Source organism: Paragemmobacter straminiformis (assembly GCF_014243445.1).
Taxonomy (GTDB): domain Bacteria; phylum Pseudomonadota; class Alphaproteobacteria; order Rhodobacterales; family Rhodobacteraceae; genus Paragemmobacter; species Paragemmobacter straminiformis.
The window spans coordinates 950,718-968,877 of sequence record NZ_JACLQD010000001.1; the positions used below are offsets into that span (position 1 = coordinate 950,718).

Annotated in this window: 16 protein-coding genes; 14 read left to right on the forward strand and 2 right to left on the reverse strand. The window is 67.4% G+C overall.

The features are described 5' to 3' along the window. Positions 1-138 precede the first annotated feature (138 nt). Entirely contained in the window at positions 139-780 is a 642-nt protein-coding gene (locus H7F16_RS04455) for a response regulator transcription factor (RefSeq protein WP_185796318.1), read from the reverse strand. A gap of 281 nt (positions 781-1,061) precedes the next feature. Between H7F16_RS04455 and H7F16_RS04460 the strand changes: the two genes are divergently transcribed. Further along, on the forward strand, positions 1,062-1,583 hold the full coding sequence (locus tag H7F16_RS04460) for a putative pterin-binding protein (protein WP_338401958.1): 522 nt from the start codon (positions 1,062-1,064) through the stop codon (positions 1,581-1,583). A gap of 43 nt (positions 1,584-1,626) precedes the next feature. Then, positions 1,627-4,254, forward strand: coding sequence for a response regulator (locus H7F16_RS04465; protein WP_185796320.1), 2,628 nt, complete (start codon positions 1,627-1,629; stop codon positions 4,252-4,254). Between the two features lie 4 nt (positions 4,255-4,258). Here H7F16_RS04465 and H7F16_RS04470 read toward each other — a convergent pair whose 3' ends face one another. Then, entirely contained in the window at positions 4,259-5,230 is a 972-nt protein-coding gene (locus H7F16_RS04470; protein WP_185796321.1) for a hypothetical protein, read from the reverse strand. Positions 5,231-5,332: 102 nt separating this feature from the next. On the opposite strand from H7F16_RS04470, the gene flgB reads away from it, so the two are divergent. The 12 genes from flgB (at position 5,333) to H7F16_RS04530 (ending at position 18,081) form a co-directional block, all read left to right on the forward strand. Beyond that, the gene (flgB, locus tag H7F16_RS04475) at positions 5,333-5,689 is read left to right on the forward strand and encodes a flagellar basal body rod protein FlgB (protein ID WP_185796322.1); all 357 of its coding nucleotides are present in this window, start codon (positions 5,333-5,335) and stop codon (positions 5,687-5,689) included. Between the two features lie 3 nt (positions 5,690-5,692). Beyond that, on the forward strand, positions 5,693-6,103 hold the full coding sequence (gene flgC / locus H7F16_RS04480) for a flagellar basal body rod protein FlgC (protein ID WP_185796323.1): 411 nt from the start codon (positions 5,693-5,695) through the stop codon (positions 6,101-6,103). A gap of 28 nt (positions 6,104-6,131) precedes the next feature. Beyond that, positions 6,132-6,803, forward strand: coding sequence for a flagellar hook assembly protein FlgD (locus tag H7F16_RS04485; protein WP_185796324.1), 672 nt, complete (start codon positions 6,132-6,134; stop codon positions 6,801-6,803). Between the two features lie 33 nt (positions 6,804-6,836). Further along, on the forward strand, positions 6,837-8,111 hold the full coding sequence (locus H7F16_RS04490) for a flagellar hook protein FlgE (protein WP_185796325.1): 1,275 nt from the start codon (positions 6,837-6,839) through the stop codon (positions 8,109-8,111). A gap of 5 nt (positions 8,112-8,116) precedes the next feature. Then, positions 8,117-8,875, forward strand: a complete 759-nt coding sequence (locus tag H7F16_RS04495) for a flagellar basal body rod protein FlgF (protein ID WP_185796326.1) — start codon at positions 8,117-8,119, stop codon at positions 8,873-8,875. Positions 8,876-8,953: 78 nt separating this feature from the next. Beyond that, positions 8,954-9,742, forward strand: a complete 789-nt coding sequence (gene flgG / locus H7F16_RS04500) for a flagellar basal-body rod protein FlgG (protein WP_185796327.1) — start codon at positions 8,954-8,956, stop codon at positions 9,740-9,742. A 12-nt stretch (positions 9,743-9,754) separates the two neighbouring features. Beyond that, positions 9,755-10,414, forward strand: coding sequence for a flagellar basal body L-ring protein FlgH (locus tag H7F16_RS04505; RefSeq protein ID WP_185796328.1), 660 nt, complete (start codon positions 9,755-9,757; stop codon positions 10,412-10,414). After that, positions 10,411-11,529, forward strand: a complete 1,119-nt coding sequence (locus H7F16_RS04510; RefSeq protein WP_185796329.1) for a flagellar basal body P-ring protein FlgI — start codon at positions 10,411-10,413, stop codon at positions 11,527-11,529. Before H7F16_RS04505 ends, H7F16_RS04510 begins: the two co-directional genes overlap by 4 nt. After that, positions 11,529-11,807 (forward strand): rod-binding protein, encoded by a 279-nt coding sequence (locus H7F16_RS04515; RefSeq protein ID WP_185796330.1) that lies wholly within the window; start codon positions 11,529-11,531, stop codon positions 11,805-11,807. The genes H7F16_RS04510 and H7F16_RS04515 overlap by 1 nt, the downstream gene beginning before the upstream one ends. A gap of 6 nt (positions 11,808-11,813) precedes the next feature. After that, a complete protein-coding gene (locus H7F16_RS04520) occupies positions 11,814-15,893 on the forward strand; it encodes a FlgK family flagellar hook-associated protein (protein WP_185796331.1) in 4,080 nt (1,359 codons plus the stop codon). A 12-nt stretch (positions 15,894-15,905) separates the two neighbouring features. Next, positions 15,906-17,171: a flagellar hook-associated protein FlgL gene (flgL, locus tag H7F16_RS04525; protein ID WP_185796332.1), complete on the forward strand. Its 1,266-nt coding sequence runs from the start codon at positions 15,906-15,908 to the stop codon at positions 17,169-17,171. A gap of 31 nt (positions 17,172-17,202) precedes the next feature. Next, on the forward strand, positions 17,203-18,081 hold the full coding sequence (locus tag H7F16_RS04530; RefSeq protein WP_185796333.1) for a transglycosylase SLT domain-containing protein: 879 nt from the start codon (positions 17,203-17,205) through the stop codon (positions 18,079-18,081). Positions 18,082-18,160 lie beyond the last annotated feature (79 nt).

Sequence of the window (18,160 nt, forward strand, 5' to 3'; positions counted from 1 at the left end):
GCGCGGGGGGCAGACAGCCCCCCGTCCCGCCCGCAAGGGCACCAAGGCGGCAGGCAAAACAGCCAAGCCAGCCCTCCGCACAAAAGAAAAAGGCCCGCAGCAGCGCCGCAGGCCCTTTGCCATCGAAAACCGCTCGACTCAGATCAGGCCAAGGTCCCGCGCCACGATCACGGCCTGCGTCCGGTTGGTCGCCGACAGTTTCTTGCAGATGCTGGTCACATGCATCTTGATCGTCGGCTCGGCCAGTTTCAGGTCGTTGGCGATTTCCTTGTTCTGCTTGCCCTCGGCCAGATAGGAAAGAACCATCATCTCCTTGTCCGACAGACGGCCGTTCTTCGTCGTCCGCCCCGCGTTATGCCGTTCGCGCACCAGTTCGAGCGGCATGTAATGCTCGCCCGCATGCATGAAGCGGATCGCATTGGCCAGCGACCGCACGCCCGTCGTCTTGAGAACGATTCCCGAAGACCCCGCGTTCATGATCTCGTCCAGCATCCGCGGCGTCGGGTTGCCGGTGATGATCGCCACGGGCTTGCCGCCGTTGATGCGGATCGCGCGCCGCAACCCCGACACCCCGTTCATGCCCGGCATGTTGAGGTCGAGCAGAACGACATCGAAAGGACCCGCAGCGGTGATATGCTCCAGCGCCTCCTCCAGCGTCTTTCCGGTCGTCACCTCCATGTCGGAAGCCGAGGAAAGATACATCGCAAAGACGTCGAGAACCATCTCATGGTCATCCGCGATGAGAATCCGGATCTTTCCGCTACCGTTTCCGCCTGTCATAGACATTCGCTTGGTCTCTCCATTCGTTCGCCTGCGCCACCGCGCCGGTCTGCAAGAAGCGGACCAGACCGGCAGCCTTTTGCCAGCAGCAGTTAAACAAGGATACCGCCTTCCAACGGTATGACAACCATCACCACGGAAAACCCGACCAAGTAGCAAGGTTACCATACTTTTGTATGGGAAGGCATCCGTAATTGGAATGGAAGGCACCCCCCCTTTTGTTATCTTTTGGCTCATAGTTTATCTTTCGGAGCCATCCAGAAATGTCGTCCGCGTATCCAGTGCCCTGTTTTTCCCGTGCCGCCCTCGTTCTCCTGACCGGTCTCGCCCCGCTTCCGACCCTTGCCAAGACGTCCCTTCCCCCCCTCCCCGCCCCCACGGGCGAGGTGGTGCTGACCGTCTCGGGCGCCCTGTCGCAGACCAACACCCCCGGGGGGGCCGCTTTCGACATGGACATGCTCGCCGCCCTGCCTGCCAGAAGTTTCGTCACCACAACGACATGGACCGACGGGGAAAAGCTGTTCTCCGGCGTGCCGCTCAAGACCCTGCTTGAAACGGTCGGCGCCTCGGGCAGCACGCTGACCGCCACGGCGCTGAACGACTATTCCGTGACGATCCCGCTCGACAGCCTGTCGGATGACGCGCCGATCGTCGCCTATTCCATCGACGGGGCACCCTTCCCGCGCCGCGACAAGGGACCGCTCTGGATCGTCTACCCCTACGATGCCGACCCCGCCTACCGCTCCGAAGCGGTCTACGGCTACAGCATCTGGCAACTCAGCACACTGACCCTGTCGAATTGACCCCCCGTGCGGCCCGTTTGGCCAGTCCCTTTCCGGTATAGCCATGAGCCTGTTCAACGAAGCACTGGAGGAAACCAGAACGACACGCGCTGCCCAGCGCGTGCGGAACCTCATCCTTGTCGTCGTCGGACTGGTGACCGTCGCGGCGACGGCCTATGTCTTTACCGACATCGACCACCAGCTCGAACGCTCCTCCTCGGTCGACAGCGACAACGTCACATGGTCCGTCGCACAGGTCGAGGTCGACACCCTCAAACTGCAACGTGCCGTCTCGCAGGCGCTGGCCCATCCGGACGACACCTCGCGGCTCGAAGCCGTGCGCCTGCTCTTCGACATCTTCTACAGCCGCTTCAACATCATGGCCCGCTCGGACCAGATGGCCGCGCTGCCCATCAACCATGAACTGCGCGAGGAACTCTGGGCCCCCGGCGCCTTCTTCGAACGCATCACTCCGGTCATGGACGGCCCCGACAAGGGCCTTGTCACCGCCCTGCCGTCACTCGATGTGGAGATGCAGATCATGGCCGACGATGTGCGCCACCACGTCGTCTCCTCGTTGCAGGACCTGATCGTCACGGGCGATGCGCGGCGGCACGAATTGCGCAAGTCGCTTCAGGTCTTCGCCGCTGCGGCGCTGGCGCTGATGGGGGTTCTGGCGGGCTTCGCCCTTGTCATCGTCCTGCAGAACCGCGCGCAGCAGCGCCGGTCCGAAACCACCGAACGCGCCGTCCACAACCTGCGCGCCACCATCGAGAATTCGCTCGATGCCGTGGTGGTTGCCGACATGTCCGGCACCATCACCGAATGCAACCGCTCGGCCGAAACGCTCTTCGGCCTCACACGCGACATCGCGCGCGGCCGCCGCCTGTCGGACCTGCTGGCCAAGGACGGTTTCGACGACCCGCTCGCGGCCCTGCACCATCCCCGCCGCGGCGGCGGCGGCAGCGAAGCCGATCTGCTCGACGGCCGCATCCAGATGACCGGCCGCCACGCCGACGGCCGCGACCTTCCCGTCGAAGTCGCGCTGACCCAAGCCAAGGGCGCGGGCGGCGAACCCATGTCCATCGCCTTCATCCGCGACATTTCCGAACGCATCGAACGCGAGGAAAGCCTGCGCCGCGCCCGCAACGACGCGCTCAAGGGCGAAGAGGCCAAGTCCCGCTTCCTCGCGGTGATGAGCCACGAGATGCGCACCCCGCTCAACGGCCTGATCGCGGCGGCAGAGCTGATGCAGAACTCGACCACGCTCGACCAGCGGCAAAGCTGGCTGTCCGAAATCGTGCTGTCCTGCGGCTGGGCAGCACTCGATCAGGTCAACAACGTCCTCGAACTCACACGCCTCGGCAATGACCAGACAGGCAGCTACGTCGCCTCGGTGTTCTCGCCCGTGCAGGTGATCCGCGACCTGATGCTGCAAAACCAGCCGCAGGCCACCAAGCGCGGCAACCTGCTGCACTTCGAAGAACCGCAAACCGCGGTCCCCCTTGTCAACGCCCCGCGCCAGCTGTTCCTGCGCGTGCTCTACAACCTCATCGGCAACGCGATCAAATTCACCGACGGCGGCGCGGTCACCGTGACCCTCTCGACCGAGGTGTCGGGCGGCAGCATCCGGCTTGTCGTCTCGGTGATCGACACCGGCATCGGCATCGCCGAAGCCGACCTCGAACGCATCTTCCACAACTTCGAAACCCTCGACGCCTCTTACGCCCGCATGCGCGAAGGCACGGGCCTCGGCCTTGGCATCGCCAAACTCTCGGCCGAGGCGATGGGCGGCGAAATCCGCGTCGAATCCCAGCTTGGCAAGGGCACCACCTTCACCCTCGACGTCACCCTGCCCATCGCCGAATCCGGCCAGCAGGACAGCGCGCGGACCGAAGGCCCCCTGCCCGAAACCCGCGCCCTTTCGATTCTCGTGGTCGAGGACAACCCGATCAACAGCCTTCTGCTGACCGAAATGCTCCGCCTGCGCGGCCATACCGTCGCCAATGCGGTCGACGGTCTGGAAGCCGTCGAACAGGCCGGCCGCGCGACCTTTGACCTGATCCTCATGGACATCTCCATGCCGCGCATGGACGGGCTGGATGCCACCCGCAACATCCGCAAGGAAGGCGCATCCAGGGATGTGCCGATCATCGGCGTGACAGCCAACGCCAGCCCCGACAAATTGCCCGAATTCCTTGGCGCGGGCATGAATGACGTGCTGGTCAAACCCATTACCCGTGGCGCCTTGATGAACATCATCGACCAGCATGTCTCGGCCGGACGCCACCGCCCCGTCGGCATGTCGCTTGCCGTTCCTGCCGAACAAAGCCCCGTGCTGAACGCCGATGTCTTTACCGAAACGCTCGAGGAAATGGGCAGCGCCTTTGTCGAAAGCCTTGCCGGAAAACTGCTCGCCGAAACCGCCAGCGTGATAGACCATCTGCGCGACCTCGCGACGACCGGCTCTTTCTCCGAGGCGGCCAAGGCCGCGCACAAGACAGCGGGTGCCGCGGCGGCCATCGGTCTCAGCGGGCTTTACAACACGCTCTCCGCCTATGAACGCGCCGCCCTCGCCGCCGATCGTGCCACGATCGACCGCTGCCTTGGCGACCTGCGCGAGATGCTGCCCCGCACGGTTGCGGTTCTGCGCGAAAAGGGGTTCGCGGTTTTCGTGCAAGCCGGGGACTGACCGCTCAATCCCCCTGCATCGCGGCGAATTGGGCCGACAGGTCCACCCCCGCCGCCGCCGCCTTGCCGGCCTTCTTGCGCGGCGCGGGGGCCTCGTCCCCCATCTCGGCAAAGGCCGCCGCAAGGTCCAGTGCCGCAGGCTTCGGCGCGGGGTCCGCGACCCCGCCCTCGTCCAGATCGGCAAAAGCCGCCGAAAGATCGACCACCACCGCCTTGGGCTTGGCGGCTGGCGCGGGGGCCTCTGCGTCCCCCATCGCGGCAAAGGCCGCGGCAAGGTCCAGTGCCGCAGGCTTCGGCGCAGGTTCCGCGACCCCGCCCTCGTCCAGATCGGCAAAAGCCGCCGAAAGATCGACCACCACCGCCTTGGGCTTGGCGGCTGGCGCGGGGGCCTCTGCGTCCCCCATCGCGGCAAAGGCCTGATCCAGATCGGGCACAATGGGCTTGGCCCTGCCCTTGCGGCCCTTGGCCCTGTGTAGCTCGGCCGCCTCGCGCGCGATCACCTCGGCCAGTTCCGCCTCGGCCTCGGCGCGTTCCGGCGACGGGGTGGCGGGTAAAGGCGGTGCAGGCACGGGCGGGGCAGGCACGGGCGGGGCGGCATCGGCACCGGCTTCCGCCTCCTCGTCATCACCTCCCGCCATCAGCATCTTGGCGGCGTCTTCCAGACTCAGCGTCGTCAGGGCGACACGGGCGGCGGGCGCGGGCTTGGGCAGCGGCGCAGGCACGAACACGGGTTCGGGGTCCGGCGCGGGCGGGGCCGCGACCACGGGCGGCAAGACCACCTCTGCCGGCACCTCCATCGCCCGCCGCATCAGCGCGATCCGCGCCGCAAGCAGCGCCCGCCTGCCGATCCCGTCAGGCATGGCCTCCCACAGCGGCGCGATCCGCGCCATCGCCTCATCGGGGTGCAGATGCGCGGTCAGCGCCAGCACCTCGTCCACCAGAACAGGCAGCGGCGCGCGCAGGGCGGGCAGGGTCATCTTCGCCTCCATTTTTCCACGGCGCACCACGTGGCACGCCCCTTGCACAGCCAAACCCCGAACGAACGGGGCAACCCGCAGCACAGCGGAAGATCAACCACCATGACGGTCAGTTTTTCAGATTCGATAGCCCTGCATGCAAATGCCCTCTCGCTGCGCGAAAAGCGCAACGAGATCCTCGCCTCGAACATCGCCAATGCCGCGACGCCGAACTTCAAGGCCCGCGACTTCGATTTCGAAGCCGAACTCGCCCGCGCCTCGGGGCCGGGCAGCGCGGCCACGGGTGCCGAACCGGCGCTTGCCTACCGCGTGCCGGTGAACACCTCGCTCGACGGCAACACGGTCGAGCTTTCGGTCGAGCAGATGGAATTTTCGGAAAACACGCTGCGCTACCAGACCAGCCTGTCTTTCCTCAACCGCCGCATCTCGGGCCTGCTTTCGGCCATCAAGGGGGAATGACGCATGAATGACCTGAAGAACGTCTTCGACGTCGGCGCCCGCGCCATGTCGGCCCAGATGGTGCGCATCAACACCGTGGCGTCGAACCTTGCCAATGCGGGCACCGTCGCCAGCACCGCCGAAGGGGCCTTCCGCGCCCTGCGGCCCGTGTTCGAAACCACCTTCTCCGATGCCAGCGACAGCCTCGCCACCACCGATGCGACCGGCGTCGTCATGCTCGACCGCCAGCCCGAACGCCTGTTCCGCCCCGACGATCCGGCCGCCGACAAGGACGGTTTCGTCTACGCCGCCGCCGTGAACCCCGAAGAGGAGATGGTCGAAATGACCGAAGCCTCGCGCCAATACCAGAACACGCTGGAAGCCATGTCGACGCTGCGCGCGCTGATGGCACGAACCGTGCAGATGGGCCAGTGACAACGGCCCCCCGAAAGGACGCCCCCGAATGGATATCTCTTCGCTCCTTGGCACCGGTTCCTCCGCTGCAAGCACCGCCCCGGCCAGCGCCAAGTCGCCCTCGGCCCTTGGCCAGCAGGACTTCATGACCCTGATGCTCGCCCAGCTCCAGAACCAGAACCCCCTCGACCCGATGGAAAACACCGAGTTTCTGGCGCAGCTCGCCCAGTTCAACACCGTAAGCGGCATCTCGCAGGTCAACTCCACCCTCACCAGCCTGACCGACCAGATGCGCGATTTCCGCGTGGCGACGGCGACCAACCTTCTCGGCCATCAGGTCCTCGTGCCGGGCAACATCGCCCGCCCCGATGCCACGGGCACCATCGAAGGCGTGGCCGACCTGCCCGAAGCGGCCTCGTCGGTCACCGTCACCTTCTCGAACGCCAAGACGGGCGAGCTGCTGAACAGCCGCGTCTACGGCGCGCAATCGGCGGGGCTGATGGGCTTTGACTGGTCCGCCATCCCGCAAGAGCTGACCGCAACCCGCACGCCGATCCGCATCGACGTCACCATGACCACCCCCGAAGGCACCAAGGACGTCGGCGCATCGGTCTTTGCCAAGGTGCTTTCGGCCCGCGCGGGGGCCAACGGCTCCGATCTCACCCTCAACATCGAAGATTTCGGCGCGATCGATTCCGCTGAAGTCGACGCCTATCGCTAAGCGCGACCCAACAGGACAAAGGAAAGAAACCGAATGTCGATGAGCACCGCCCTCTCGGGCCTCAAGGCCGCGCAGACCGAAATCTCGGCCACCTCGCACAACATCGCCAACGTCGGCACCGTGGGCTTCCGCTCCAGCCGCGTCGAATTCGCCGATGTGTTCTCGTCCTCGCCCATGTCGAACCAGCGCACGGCCGTCGGGTCGGGCGTGCAGGTGCAGCGCGTGGCGCAGAACTTCAGCCAGGGCAACGTCGTGACGACCGGCAACCTGCTCGATATCGCCATCGAAGGTCAGGGCTTCTTCGCCCTGCAACCGCAAGCCGACAGCAACGGCAGCGCCGGCGGGGCCGTTTTCTCGCGCGCGGGTGCCTTTACGATGGACACCAATGGCCATGTCGTGAACGGCGCGAACCAGGCGCTGCTCTGCTATCCGGTCACCACCGGCGGCGTGCCGCTGACCACCCAGATCAATCAGGCCGTGCCGCTGACCATCCCGATGCAGACCGGCGCGCCCTCGCGCTCGACCGAGGTGAACCTCGTCCTGCATCTGCCCTCGGACGATGCGATGCTCGGCAGCCAGTCGGCCGTCCCGCCCGCCGCCGCCTTCGATCCGGCCGATCCGACCACCTTCGCCCGCCGCAGCGTGGTGCCGGTCTATGGCGCAGACGGCACGCCGGTTCAGGCCGAGGCCTATTTCGTCAAGACCGCCAGCCCCGATGCGACCAGCACCGACACCACCTACGCCATGCACCTCGTCATCGACGGGCAAGAGGTCGCGCCGACCGATCCGGCCATTCCCTCGACCCTCACCTTCGACGGCGCGGGCGAGCTGACCTCGGGCAACACGCTGTCCTTCGGCGGCACCGAACCCATCGCCTTCCACTTCGACGGCTCGACCCTGACCTCCAGCCCCTTCGCCGTGGCACAGGCCAGCCACAACGGCGTGACCCCCGCCAAGCTGACCAACCTCGAACTCGACGGCTCGGGCTCTGTATGGGCCACCTATGGCACGGGCGAGCGCATCGCCCTTGGCCAGATCGTGCTTGCCAACTTCTCCAACCCGCAAGGGCTGAAGGTCATGGGCAAATCCACCTTCGGCATCACCTCCGAATCCGGCCAGCCGCTCACCGGCACGGCGGGCACCGCAGGCTTCGGCGCGCTGCGCTCGGGCGCGCTGGAACGCTCGAACGTCGAACTGACCGAGGAACTCGTCAACCTCATCTCGGCCCAGCGCAACTATCAGGCCTCGGCCAAGGCGATGGAGACCTCGACCTCGCTCATGCAGACCATCATGAACATCCGTGGCTGATCGCAATGGATAAGCTGATCTATACGGCGCTTAACTCTCTGGGCTCGCTGCGCGGCACCCAGATCGTGACCGCCCAGAACCTCGCCAACCAGAACGTCCCCGGCTTCCGCCGCGACACGGTGGGCGAGGGGAAAAGCTTCATCCTCGACGACGGGGGCGAACTGTCCTCGCGCGCCTTCCAGATCGACCGCGAAAACGCGGGCTTCTCGACCCAGCCGGGGTTCATGAACCAGACGGGCGAAGCCCTCGACATCGCGATTTCCGATCAGGGCTATTTCTACGTCCAGCCCGACACGGGCGGCGCACCCGCGCTGACCCGTCGCGGCGACCTGCATGTCGGCCTTGACGGCACGCTCGTCAACGGCGCGAACGAAGCCGTCCTCGACACCGCCCAGCGCCCCATCGTGCTGCCGCCCTTCCGCAACATCGTCGTCGACGAAATCGGCCGCATCAGCATCGAACCCGCCGACGGCGCGCCCGGCGAGCGGCTCGAGGTGGCGACCATCGGCACCACGCAAGCCACCGGCCTGCAACTCGTCAAGGGCGAGGACGGACAGATCCGCCCCACCACCGGCCCCCTGCCCACCCCCGACCAGTCGGCCAAGGTGATGCAAGGCGTCCTCGAAGGCTCCAACGTCAACTCGACCGAGGAGCTGATCTCCTCCATCGACCTGCAACGCAGCTTCGAGCTGAACATGCGTGTCGTCTCGACCGCCAAGGAACTCGACGAAGCGGGCGTCTCGCTCTTGCGGCTGCCGACCTAAAACTTTCCCCACCCCCGCCGTGGGGTGGCACAGGCCTTGCAAACGGACAGCGAACCGCAACCCTGAAAAGGTGCCCCGATGTCCTCAGACGCGATGCACGTCGCCAAGACCGGCCTCAACGCCCAGCAGACCCGCATGCAGGTCATCGCCAACAACCTGGCGAACGTGAATACCACGGGCTTCAAGCGCGACCGCGCCAATTTCGAAACCCTGCTCTACCAGAACATCCGCCCCGCAGGCTCGCAGACCTCGGATACGACGCAGCTCACCACCCCGCTGTCCGTGGGCACGGGCGTTCGCATCGTGAACACCGAAAAGCTCTACTCCCAAGGCAACCTCGTCACCACCGACAACGCGCTCGACGTGGCGATCGACGGTCAGGGCTTCCTTCAGGTGCTGATGCCCGACGGCCGCATCGGCTACACCCGCGACGGCACCCTGTCGAAGAACGCGAGCGGCACTTTGACCACGGCCTCGGGCTACGTGATCCAGCCCGAAATCCAGATCCCCGACAACGCCTCGTCCATCACCATCTCGGCCGACGGCATCGTCAGCGTCCAGACCCCCGATCAGGTCGAGGCGCAAGAGGTGGGCCAGCTCACCCTCGCCACCTTTGCCAACCCGCGCGGGCTGGAACCGCTGGGCGAGAACATGGTCGTCGAAAGCCCCGCCTCCGGTCCCGCCGTGGTGGGCGCACCCTATGCCGACGGCATGGGCAAGATCGTTCAGGGCGCGCTCGAATCCTCGAACGTCAACGTGGTGCAGGAACTGGTCGACATGATCGAGACCCAGCGCGCCTACGAAGTGAATTCCAAGTCCATCTCCGCCTCCGACGAGATGATGCGCTTCCTTTCCAACAAACTCTAAGGGCCGTTCCCGATGAAACTCGCTCCCCTGTCGCTGCTCCTCGTCCTTCTCGCCTCGGCCTGCACCTCGACCATGGTGGAAGAGGCCGAAAGCCTGAACTACGATCCCGTCTACCCGACCGAAGGCCTTGCCGAGGCCGCCCCCACGGGCGGCATCTACACCGCCTCGTCGGCGGGTCTCTTCGCCTCGGACCGCCGCGCGGCGCGGGTGGGCGACATCCTCACCGTGCAGTTCGAGGAACGCTTCCAGGCCTCGAAAACCCAGTCCACCAGCGGCCAGCGCGCCAGCGACTACAGCATCGACATGCCCGATGCCCTGACGATGGGCCTCGACAACGGCGCGCTCGACAACGGCACCGACCAGTCCTTCTCGGGCAAGGGCTCGGCGCAACAGTCGAACTCGCTGACCGGCCGCCTGTCGGTCTCGGTCATCCGCGTGCTTCCCGGCGGCTTGCTTGAAATCTCGGGCCAGAAGCGCCTGACCCTCAATCAGGGCAACGAATACATCCGCCTGACGGGTGTCGTCCGCCCCGAGGATATCAACGCCGAAAACGTGGTCATGTCCGACCGCATCGCCCATGCCACCATCAAATACGTCGGTGCGGGCGCGATCTCGGACACCTCGCGGCAGGGCTGGCTGCGCCGCGGCCTGAACGAGGTATCGCCGCTGTGATCCGCACCCTCATCCTTGCGCTGATGCTGGCCCTTGGCGCGGGCGCGGCCCATGCCGACCGCATCAAGGACCTCGCCTCGGTCGCAGGGGTGCGCTCGAACCCGCTTGTCGGCTATGGCGTCGTCGTGGGCCTTGCCGGCAGCGGCGACGGCAACACCGGCCTGACGCTGCAATCGCTGCAATCGCTGATCTCGCGCCTCGGCCTCGTGGTCGAGACCGCCGACCTCAACGCCAAGAACGCCGCCGCCGTGATGGTGACGGCGGAACTTCCGCCCTTCGCCAAAGAGGGCCAGACCATCGACGTCACCGTCTCGACCGTGGGCAGCGCCAAATCGCTCAAGGGCGGCACGCTGCTCATGACCCCGCTCATGGGTGCCGACGGCCAGATCTACGCCATCGCCCAAGGCAACCTTGTCGTCGGCGGGCTTGGCGTATCGGGCGAGGACGGCTCCTCGCTCACCGTCAACATCCCCACCGTGGGCCGCGTGCCCGAAGGCGGGCAGGTGGAAAAGGTCGTCGATGCCCCCTTCAACGACAGCGACAATCTGGTGCTGAACCTCAACCGCGGCGATTTCTCGACCGCCGCCTCGATGGCCAAGGCCATCAACGAGGTGTTTGGACCGGACATCGCCACCCCCATCGACGCCACCTCGGTCTCTGTCCGCGCCCCCTATGATCCGGGCCAGCGCGTGGCCTTCATGGGCATGATCGAAAACGTCGAACTCACCCCCGACGCCCCGGCGGCAAAGGTCGTCATCAATTCGCGCTCGGGCACGGTGGTCATCGGCGGCAACGTCCGCGTCACCCCCGCCGCCGTCAGCCACGGCTCGCTCACCGTCAACATCAAGGAAGACCCGACCGTGACGCAGGGCGCCACCGTGGTGAACGGCGACAACGGCGCGGTCGTCGTGCCGGGCCAGACCACCACCACCCCCGACACCACCGTCGCCGCAACCGAGGAAAAGGCCCACACCTTCGTTTTCGACGCGGGCGTGTCGCTCTCCTCGCTCGTCGATGCGATCAATGCCGTGGGGGCCTCTCCCTCGGACCTCGTCGCCATCCTCGAATCCCTGCGCGAAGCGGGCGCGCTGCGCGCCGAACTCGTGGTGATCTGATGGATGTCAAAGCCGCCCCCGCGCTTTCGCTGAAACCCGAACCCGACAAGCCCGCCATGTTGCGGCAGGCGGCCGAGGGGTTCGAGGAACTCTTCCTCACCCAACTTCTCAAAGCCGCGCGCGCGGGCCATCTGGGAGAGGACATCATGGGTTCCTCGGCGGTCGACAGCACCCGCGACATGTTCGACGCCCAGATCGCGAAATCCTCGTCGGGTCGCACCGGTTTCGGCATCGCGGATGCGGTCGAACGGCAATTCCAGCGCTTCACGAAAGGCTGACGCCCCATGTCGAACATCATGGACATCGCCCGTTCCTCGATCGCCGCCTATCGCACGGCGCTCGGGATCACGGGCGAGAACATCGCCAACGTGAACACCGAAGGCTACCGCCGCCGCGATGTGACGACCAGCCAGATCGGCGGCGCACAGACCACGGTGACCACGCTTGCCACGGGCGGGCAGGGCGTGCAGGTCAACCAGATCCGCCGCGCCTTCGACCAGCTTCTCGCCGACCGCCTGCGCACCGCCACGGGCGACATGTCGGCCTCGACCGTCTCGGTCGACGCCGCCAAGGCCGTCGAGGCGCAGCTGCTTCCCAATTCCGGCGGCATCGACGCGGCGCTCGAGGATTTCTTCGCCGCGATGGGCAGCCTTGCCTCCTCGCCCGCCGATACCGCCCTGCGCCGCGTCGCCATCGAAAGCGGCAACACCCTCGCCTCGGCGTTCCAGAATGTCGCGGGCGGGCTGATGCGCCTGCGCGACGACACGATGGCCGAAGCCGGCATGGCCGCCGCCTCGCTGACCGACGATCTGAACGCGCTGAACGAACTCCAGCAGCGCTTCACCTCGAACACCGGCAGCGTCGGCGCGCTGAACCCGCTGCATGACGAACGCGACCGCCTGCTTGCCAGCATTGCCGACAAGGTCGGCATTTCCGTCGAACTCGACAAGATCGGCCGCGCCCGCATCACCCTTGGCACGGGCGGCGGCGGGCCCGAGCTTCTGGGCCTGAACGGTCCCGCCATCGTCACAGCCAGCGCCGACCCCGACCTTGCGCTGCAAATCAAGCTGAACGGCACGGTCCGCGAAACCCGCCTCATCGGCTCGGGCGCGCTTGGCGGCTACCGCGCCGCCCTCGGCGGCATCGACGATGCCTTGGCCGAGGTGGACAGCCTCGCCCGCAAGATGGCCGGAGAGATGAACGCCGTCCACCGCGTCGGCCTCGACATGACGGGTGCGCCGGGCGGCGACATGTTCTCGCTCGACGGCTGGACCGTCACCCGCGCCGCCGGAAACCAGGGCTTCGCCCGCGCCACCGTCACCCCCGACGGCCCCGACCTGACCGGCCCGATCACCCTGACCCGCGACGCCGCCGCAGGGGTCTGGAACGCAACCGATTCCGCCGGAAACCTGCTCGCCAGCGCCGACAAACTGCTCGTTCTGCCCAACCTCACCATCACGGTCGAGGGCGACCCCGCCAACGGCGACCGCTTCACCATCGACCCGACCTCGGGCAAGGCCGCGAACATGCGCTTCCTGCCGCAGATCCCCGCACGCCTCGCCGCCGCCGTGGCAAGCCTCGTCGCACCCGCGCCGGGCAACACCGGTTCGGGCAGCGTGGCAATGGCCCCCACCACCGTCGCGGCCCCCGCGCTTCCGCTTCTGCCCGACCTTCTGGCCACCGCCCCCGATGCCGCATCGGCCATCACGCTGCGCAACGCGGGCGTCGTGGGCTACATCCCCGCCGGAAGCACCGACTTCACCCTGGCAAGCCTTGGCCAGCAGGCCACCGCCGACCTGACCGCAGCGGCCAGTCCGGCGGCGCTGTCGGTCACCGCGGGCGGCGTCACCACCGCGTTCGACCTGACCACGCTTGCCGACGGCAGCGCCCGCCCCGCAGGCTGGACCCTTGCCGACATCGCCACCGCCCTGAACGACGGGCGTCTGGCAGGCCCCGCAGGCGAAACCCTCGCCAGCCTCGGCATCTCGGCCGCCGCCACGGGCAACACCCTGTCCCTGTCGCTGAACGCGGGCACCTTTGCCGCCGCCAGCCTCGACGGTGTGGCGGCCACCCTCTCGCCCCCGGCCCCGCAGGGCGGCACGCTGCAAATCTTCACGCGCGAGGGCCGCCAGATCGCGGGCACCCCCATGTCCGCCGCCGAAGTCGCCCTGCTCTTCACCCCGCAGAACGGCTTCCTGCCCGGCGCGCAATATGTGACCGACTACCTCAACGCGGCTGCGGGCACAGGCTACCGTGGCCTCACCCTCGACGCGACGCAAGGCAGCGGCCTCCAAGGGCTTGCCCTCTCGCCCTCGGCAATCACCGGCTGGACCGGCCTGACCCCGGCCCCCGCCGCAGCCCCGCAGGCCATCGCCATCGACACCGGCCTCGGCCTGCCCGTCAGCCTCACCCTGCCCGAAGGCGGCACGGCCAAGCGCCTTGCATCCATGATCGCCGACGCCATCCCCGGCATGCAGGCCACGGCGCAAACCTCGGTCGCGCTCACCGCCTCGGCCGACGGGCGCGTCAGCTTCAAACTCGCAGGGCTGAACATCCAGCCCTTCACCGTCACCGGAGACGTCGCGGGCGGCAGGCTCGACGCGCTGGCCCTTTCGGTCAACGCCCTGACCGGATCGACCGGCATCGCGGCCCAGCTCTCGCCCGACGGCACCCGCCTCATGCTCACACAGGACAGCGGCGAAGATATCCGCATCACCGCCCTGACCCATGCCGCAGGCGGCACCGTCACCCTGCAACGCGCCGATGTCCAAGGCGTGGCCCTCGGCAGCCCGACGATCCTCGGTGCAGGCGTCGAAAACGCCCGCGTCACCGGACAGGTGCTTCTCCACCGCGAGCAGGGCTTCTCGGTCACCATGCGCGGCCAGCGCAACGACAGCGCCGCCGATGCCACCGCAGGCGGCCTGATCGCATCGACCACTTCCGCCGCAGGCGCCGTCACCGCGCTGACCTTCGCGCTCGACCCTGCCTTCGACGCCGCAAGCCCCGCCCTCGCCGGACCGACCCGCTATTCCCTCACCCTCGGCGGGCGCAGCGTCACGCTCGACACCGCCACCTCCGGCGCGTCCAGCCCCGAACAGGTGGCCAGCGGTCTGGCCGCCCTTCTGCGCGACGGCATGCCACAGGCGGCGCTCACCGGCGGCGCGGTCACGCAATTGCCCAGCGACGGCGCGACCACGGTCGTCCGGCTCGACGGTCAGGACTACGTCCTGCGCATGCAGAACGGTGCCGTCAGCGTCAGCGGACCCGAGCAGGGCCGACTGTCCGCCACCTTCGGCCCCGACATGCGCCTGCGCCTTGCCGTCAACGGCGGCAGCACCGACGGCGGCATGATCTCGCTTCCCGCAGGGGCCAACGGCGCGCCCTTCGGCCTGTCTCCGGCGCAGGGGCCGACAGGCACGCTGAAAGGCCAGCCCGCCACCGGCCCCTTCCCCGCCACGCTTGACGTGGAAATCGCCGGAACCCGCCACAGCCTGACCGTCACCGCAGGCCCGAACGTCACCCTGCCCGCAGGCTTTCCGGGCTTTGCGGCACCCGATGCCACGGGTGCCATCACCCTGACCATCCCCGCAGGCGCGGGCGCGGTGCGCATCCTGCCGGGGGCCGATGCCGCGGGCTTCTCCAGCCTCGGCGCATCCACCACCGTCGCCGGCGCGACCCTGACCGCCACGGCATCGGACGGCACGCCGCTCGGCCTGACCACCGCCACCTCGGCACTGGCAGGCCAGCGCCTGCACCTCTCGAACCTCCCGCCCGAGGATCTGATCGTGGTGATGACAGGCTCGGGCGCGCTGCGCATGGCGGGCAGCGTCACCACCGGCCCCGCGCCGACGACCGTGCCCGATGTCGAACTGCGCGTCCTTGACGCCACCACCCGTCAGGTCGAACTGGTCGACCTCAGGACCGGCCATTCCATCGGCACCCGCACGCTCGACGCCAGCGGCGGCACGGTCGTGGGCGGGCTGTCCGTCTCGGTCTCGGGCAACCCCGCCACGGGCGATGCCTTCCGCCTGACAGCCAACCGCGACGGGCGCAACGACGGCCGCGCGCTCGATGCCATCCTTGCCCTGCGCTTCCCCGATGTGGCCTCGGGCAAGGGCGGCTTCGCCCGCATCCTGTCAGACCTGCAATCCGAAGTCGGCACCCGCGCCTCGGCGGCAGAAACCAAACTGCAATCCGACACGGCGATCCACGATACCGTCCGCCGCGCCGATGCCGCACAGGGCGCGGTCGACCTCGACCGCGAAGCCGCCCGCCTCCTCGAACTGCAACAGGCCTATCAGGCCTCGGCCCAGATCATGACCGTGGCGAAAGACCTCTTCGACACCCTCCTCCGCTCGCTCTGAAAGGGCTGATCCATGACCTCCATCGGCAACGCCCTGTTTGGCCGCATCGCAATGGAAAGCTTCAACCGCCTTTCGGGCGACATCAGCGACCTGCAAGCGCGCATCTCCTCGGGCAAGAACGACCCGCGCCCCTCGGTCGACCCGATGCGCGCGGCCAAACTCTCTGCCGTCACCGAACAGCGCGGCGCGATCGACCGCTTCACCGAAAACACCAGCCTTGCCGCCGACCGGCTGTCGCATGCCGACCTCGCCATGACCGAGGTGCAGAAGATCGCCACCTCCTACCAGCAGATCGCCCTCCGCGCCGCCTCGGACACCCTGACCGAGGAAGGCATCGCAGGCCTGCGCGCCGAAGCCCTCTCGCTGCGCACCGCCCTTCTGTCCGCCGCCAACAGCCGCGATACGATGGGCCTGCCCCTCTTTGCGGGTTTCGGCAGCGAACAGCCCTTCACCGACGGGCCGAACGGCGTCACCTACAACGGCGACGGCGGCCGTCCGACGCTGCGCCTCAACGAGACATCGACCCTCGCCACCGGCCTGAACGGGGCCGAGGTTTTCGGATCGGTCCCGAGCGAGGGCGAAAGCCGCAACATGTTCGACATGGTCGATGACCTCATCGCCACCCTGTCGCTGCCGCTGCAACCCAGCCGCCCCTTCCACAGCGTCAAGGAAAGCGCCCTCTTCACCCCCGTCGCGGGCCGCGACCCCTCGACCCTGTCCTTCACCCTCACCGGCCCTGCGGGCAAGGCGACGATCTCGGCCGAACTGGTCAAGGGCGCACCCGGTCCGCTGCTCGATGCGGTCAACGCCCAATCCATCGTCACGGGCATCACCGCCACCCTTGCCCCCGATGGCGAAAGCCTGATCCTCGCCTCCAAGGGCACGATCAGGATCGGTGACCTCGCGGGCAGCGCCACAGACCGCAAACCCCTCGCCACCCTCGCCCCCGCCGATGCCAATGGCGAGGTGCGGGGCACCATCCAGATGCTGCGCGACACCCGCCTTTCCGCCGACCGCATGGTCGGGGCCTTCAACGATGCCATCAGCCACATCGCCAGCCAGCACGCCGAAGTAGGCTCGCTCGCCGCTCTGGCCGACAGCCATGCCGAGGTGCTTTCGGCCCGCCGCCTGCGCATCGACCAAGCGGTCGCAGGGCTCGAAGACCTCGACGTCGCCGCCGCCATCACCAAGTTGCAGGGGCTGCTGCTCACCGAACAGGCCGCGCAGCAAAGCTTCGTCAAGATCAACGGCACCTCGCTTTTCGACTACCTGCGCTAGGCGGTTGGCGCGGCGCTTGCAAAGCGGTCCCATGCTGCGCCGTCTCGCCCTGCTTCTTCTGCTTCTGCTGCCATCCCTCGCCTCGGCGCAGGATTGCACCACGCTTGCCGCACAGGCAGGCGCCGCCGAAGGCCTGCCCGACGGGCTTCTTCCCGCCATCGCAATGGTTGAATCCGGTCACACCGATGCCAACGGCACCCGGGCCCCCTGGCCGTGGACGCTCAACCAGGGCGGCAAGTCCATGTTCTTCGACACCAAGGCCGAGGCGCTCGATTACCTGCAAAGCGCGGTGTCGAGCGGCGTCACCAACATCGACGTGGGCTGCATGCAACTGAACTGGAAATGGCACGCGGCGGCCTTTTCCTCGCTCGACCAGATGTTCGATCCCGTAGCCAACACCCGCTACGCCGCCCGCTTCATGCGCGAATTGCAATCCCGCCTCGGCTCGTGGGAGGTGGCGACCGCCGCCTATCACTCGACCGACCCCGCCCGCGGTCAGGACTATCTGCAAAAGGTCATCGCGGCGCAGGGCGCCTTGCCGCCCGGCCCGCAGGGCGAAACCACGCTCCTTGCCTCGGCCCCGATCCAGCTCGACGGCATCCTCGCCTTTTCCGGCAACCCGCTGGTGCAACTCGCCGCCGCCGAGGCCGCCGCCCTGCCAGACGCGGGCGGGGACATGGCTGACCCGTCCGCCGACCCGTCCGCCGCTCCTGCCGCTGCGCTGATCGCCACCGCCGATGCCGCCCCCCCGTCGCGTCCGGCGGCCCATCTGGCACCGCCGCCCGACCTGCCCCTTGTCGCGGCGGCCACCCGTTCCACCCTGTTTACGGCCGAGAATCTCCCCCTCCGCCTGCGCGGCAACTGGGCGGAAATCGAAGCCATGCGGAAAATTCTTATCGATACACCCTGACCAAAGGCAGCAGGTTCATCGAAAGACACATCCCTTAGCAACGAAACACCCATCCCAAAGTCTGTGTCACATCCCGACA

What these genes read in the sequence shown, in the direction of transcription:
- H7F16_RS04515 (WP_185796330.1), top strand. Translation starts at nt 11,529, where the DNA reads ATGGATGTCAAAGCCGCCCCCGCGCTTTCGCTGAAACCCGAACCCGAC.
- flgC (WP_185796323.1), top strand. Translation starts at nt 5,693, where the DNA reads ATGAATGACCTGAAGAACGTCTTCGACGTCGGCGCCCGCGCCATGTCG.
- flgL (WP_185796332.1), top strand. Translation starts at nt 15,906, where the DNA reads ATGACCTCCATCGGCAACGCCCTGTTTGGCCGCATCGCAATGGAAAGC.
- H7F16_RS04520 (WP_185796331.1), top strand. Translation starts at nt 11,814, where the DNA reads ATGTCGAACATCATGGACATCGCCCGTTCCTCGATCGCCGCCTATCGC.
- flgB (WP_185796322.1), top strand. Translation starts at nt 5,333, where the DNA reads ATGACGGTCAGTTTTTCAGATTCGATAGCCCTGCATGCAAATGCCCTC.
- H7F16_RS04470 (WP_185796321.1), bottom strand. Translation starts at nt 5,230, where the DNA reads ATGACCCTGCCCGCCCTGCGCGCGCCGCTGCCTGTTCTGGTGGACGAG.
- H7F16_RS04465 (WP_185796320.1), top strand. Translation starts at nt 1,627, where the DNA reads ATGAGCCTGTTCAACGAAGCACTGGAGGAAACCAGAACGACACGCGCT.
- H7F16_RS04455 (WP_185796318.1), bottom strand. Translation starts at nt 780, where the DNA reads ATGACAGGCGGAAACGGTAGCGGAAAGATCCGGATTCTCATCGCGGAT.
- flgG (WP_185796327.1), top strand. Translation starts at nt 8,954, where the DNA reads ATGTCCTCAGACGCGATGCACGTCGCCAAGACCGGCCTCAACGCCCAG.
- H7F16_RS04490 (WP_185796325.1), top strand. Translation starts at nt 6,837, where the DNA reads ATGTCGATGAGCACCGCCCTCTCGGGCCTCAAGGCCGCGCAGACCGAA.
- H7F16_RS04530 (WP_185796333.1), top strand. Translation starts at nt 17,203, where the DNA reads ATGCTGCGCCGTCTCGCCCTGCTTCTTCTGCTTCTGCTGCCATCCCTC.
- H7F16_RS04505 (WP_185796328.1), top strand. Translation starts at nt 9,755, where the DNA reads ATGAAACTCGCTCCCCTGTCGCTGCTCCTCGTCCTTCTCGCCTCGGCC.
- H7F16_RS04485 (WP_185796324.1), top strand. Translation starts at nt 6,132, where the DNA reads ATGGATATCTCTTCGCTCCTTGGCACCGGTTCCTCCGCTGCAAGCACC.
- H7F16_RS04495 (WP_185796326.1), top strand. Translation starts at nt 8,117, where the DNA reads ATGGATAAGCTGATCTATACGGCGCTTAACTCTCTGGGCTCGCTGCGC.